Source organism: Planktotalea sp. (genome assembly GCF_039984035.1).
GTDB lineage: Bacteria > Pseudomonadota > Alphaproteobacteria > Rhodobacterales > Rhodobacteraceae > Planktotalea.
In genome coordinates, this window is sequence record NZ_JBDWVM010000395.1 from 1 (window position 1) to 3,280 (window position 3,280).

4 protein-coding genes are annotated in these 3,280 nt (G+C 53.5%); all 4 read left to right on the forward strand.

Annotation, left to right across the window (positions count from 1 at the left end; all coding sequences use genetic code 11):
• Positions 1-1,091 (forward strand): Gfo/Idh/MocA family oxidoreductase (locus ABJQ89_RS17435; protein ID WP_348497428.1); only part of this gene is annotated, 1,091 nt, incomplete at its 5' end.
• The gene (locus ABJQ89_RS17440; protein WP_348497429.1) at positions 1,081-1,956 is read left to right on the forward strand and encodes an NAD(P)-dependent oxidoreductase; all 876 of its coding nucleotides are present in this window, start codon (positions 1,081-1,083) and stop codon (positions 1,954-1,956) included. The genes ABJQ89_RS17435 and ABJQ89_RS17440, both read left to right, overlap by 11 nt.
• Complete coding sequence (locus ABJQ89_RS17445; RefSeq protein WP_348497430.1) at positions 1,953-2,813, forward strand: NAD(P)-dependent oxidoreductase; 861 nt, start codon at positions 1,953-1,955, stop codon at positions 2,811-2,813. The genes ABJQ89_RS17440 and ABJQ89_RS17445 overlap by 4 nt, the downstream gene beginning before the upstream one ends.
• A 120-nt stretch (positions 2,814-2,933) precedes the next feature.
• Positions 2,934-3,280: Gfo/Idh/MocA family oxidoreductase (locus tag ABJQ89_RS17450; RefSeq protein WP_348497431.1), on the forward strand; the 347-nt coding region annotated here is incomplete at its 3' end.

Consider the following 3,280-nt stretch of genomic DNA (forward strand, 5'->3'; position numbering starts at 1 on the left):
AGAACGACATGAGACAGGTTGAAGTAGCAGTGATCGGATGTGGCTGGTGTGGCGGCATACGTGCAGAGTCTTTGGCCAAATCCGCATTGGTCGACAAGCTGCACATTTGCGAAATTAATCCAGAGCGTTTGGAAGAGGTTAAAGAGTTGACCAATCCGGCGTCAGCAACGCTCGATTACAGTGACATAACATCAAATCCTGCGATTGAGGTCGTCTACATCTCCACAACGCCTGAAGGGTCGCACTACCCTATTGCGCGCGATTGCTTGAAAGCGGGCAAACACGTCTTGCTCGAAAAACCCATCGCGCTTGAACTTTGGGAAGCGGACGAGTTGATCGCCATTTCCAAAGAGAAGGGCCTAAAATTCACCATCGGCTATTCCCAGCGGTTCAACTCCAAAATCGCCTACGCCAAGAAATCGATCACCGAGGGTAAGCTTGGTAACGTGGTTAACGTGATGGTCAGCCGCCATCTGTCACGCAACTTGGGCAAAAAGATCGCCAACCGCGTAAAGCTTTCCCCCGTTGCAATGGAAAGCACCCATGATCTGGATTTCGTCATGTGGCTTTTGGAACCTGCCGTTCCGGTCAAAGTCTATAGCCAAGGCGCCTATGGCTACATGAAAGAGCTGAACGGCTCATATGATTGCATGTGGTCTACCGTGACGATGAGCGACGGCACATTGGTTGTTGTCGGCGGTGGCTGGAATCTTCCGCCGAGCTTTCCAAACTATTGCGGCACTTGGATCGAGATCACCGGCACTGAGGGCGCTTTGATCCTTGATGATACGTCCCGTGACAATTGGCTGAACACAGTTAAGAACGGAACAGAATATCCCATGTCGACAATGCCAGGCGAGCATGTGGATCATATGTTTGCAGGGCAAATGGGCCCAGAAACCATCCATTTCCTCGAGGCTTGCCTGCTCGATACGAAACCTATGGTCGATCCAGAGCATGCGCGGATGGTTATGGAATGTTACACAGCCGCAGACATTTCCGCAGAGATTGGCGATCCGGTTTCACTGCCGTTGTCGAATTCCTCTCTCGCAACGCTCGCAGACATGAAAGCCGCGCAAAATGGCGACTGATCCGCTCAGAGTTGGCGTTGTCGGGCTAGGCCAAATGGGCGGCGGCGTCGCGCGCAATCTCGCGGCTCAAGGGTTGCTGACAGCAGCCTTTGATCGCAAGCCTGAGGCGGGCTCGGATTTGGCTGTTCCGCGACTTGAAGCGCGTGACATGGTTCAAGCGGTCGACGTTCTCTTTTGCGTCACCCCGTCTTGCCTTCAGATCGCTGACTACCTTGGCGATTGTGAAACCAATGACGTGACGCTCATCGATCTGACAACCTCCGATCCCAAACAAAGCACGGCTTTGGCAAAGACGCTCGCACCGCGCGGATTTCATTACATCGACGCTGCGATGACAGGCGGCGCAGCAGGCGCCGACGCGGGCACGCTAACGTTGATGGCGGGCGGCGATGCAGATCGAATTGCCCTTTGCAAACCTGTGATCGAAGCGGTTTCGAGCAGATTTTTCCATCTCGGCCCCATCGGCAGCGGTCATGCGATGAAGCTGATCCACAACCTTATTTTGCACAGCGCGTTTATGGCGACCTGCGAAGGTATGCGCATGGCAGAGCGTGCGGGACTGGACTTGAACGAGGCAGTTGCGGTCCTCAATGCAGGAAATGCGCGCAGTTTCGTAACCGAAGTGCGTTTCCCCCGCGACATACTCAGCGGGACGTTAAATGGACGGTCAACCATTTCCAATTTGGCGAAGGATTTGAACCTTGGGGTGAATTACGCTGAGGCCCTTGGTGGTCCTGCGCCCTTTGGCGGGTTAACTTTATCGCTACTGGACGCAGCGCGCGATGCTGGCCATGCGGAAACAGATTTTTCCAACCTTTTTGCAATGTATGAATCCCTTGCCGACACCGTGGCGGAAGAGACATGAGCAGGCAGCTTGGTCTCTTCGGTCTTGGCCTCATTGGCACGTCTTTGGCACGCCGTTTGCTAGATGCAGGGCACTCTGTCGTTGGGTTTGATCCTGAACAAACGAGCCTTGATAGACTTACGCAATTAGGCGGCGCACCGACTGATCCGCTGGGGGTCTGGGAAGCCTCTGTCGTGCTCGCGGCTGTGTTTGACACGGAACAACTGGCAACGCTTATCGCGCAAGCTCCAGAAAATTCAGATGCTATTTTGATCTCAACAAGCACCTGCGATCCGGAACGTATGCCTGCCCTCGCAAAAGAGGCTTCGCAAAAGAACATTACGCTGATTGAAGCGCCCTTGTCCGGCACGAGCAAAGACTTAGCCGATGGAAAGGCCGTGTTTCTAATTGCGGGCGATCCAGATATCTCAAACGAGTTGACTTGGCTCTGGTCCGTTTTAGGCCGTGCACATCATTTTGTTGGCGAGATCGGCAATGGAAATCGGGCGAAACTTGCCATCAATTTGGTTCTTGGCCTAAACCGCGCTGCGCTCGCGGAGGGGTTAGTTTTTGCGAAAAGCATCGGGTTAGACCCAAGCGATTTCCTACCACTGCTTCAGGACACGGCTGCCTATTCCAATGTGATGCCGTCCAAAGGACCAAAGATGGTTAATCGCGACTTCGCACCGCTGGGCCGTATCGTGCAATCTGCAAAAGACTTTGCTTTGATCAATGCGATCGGGGCGGCAAACGATCAATTTTTGCCCTTTGCAGATACCTATTCAAAGATGATGCAGCTCGCGCTCGAAGAAGGTCACAGCGATCTCGACAACGCAGCCATATTACTCGCCATCGAAGCGGCAAAGAATAGGGTCTGATGCAGCCCTGTCCTGAAAACTGGCTATCCACAAACGCGCTCAGAACCATCTGATTTAATCATACGAGCACGACGAATTCTTATGAGACACTACGAGCAATTAAAGACGAAGGAGAGCAACATGATCGGAACAGCACTTGTCGGTTTTGGCTGGTGGGGCCAGCATATTGCCCGACGCCTAAAGGGCCACACGGAATTCAACTTGCTCTGCGTTGTCGAACCCGCCGAGGCGATGCACGGCGAGATAGAAGCAATGGGCTTAACGCCCCTAAAGACCTATGAAGATGCGCTGGCCTTGCCGGGTGTTGAAGCGGTCATTTTAACCTCGCCCAACGATTTGCATGATGCACAAATCGCGGCAGCAGTTGACGCAAACATCCATGTGTTTTGCGAAAAACCGCTCTCGCTCTCTGCTGAAAACGCGCGCAAAAGCGTCGAAGCATGTCGGGCCGCTGGGCTCGTTCTTGG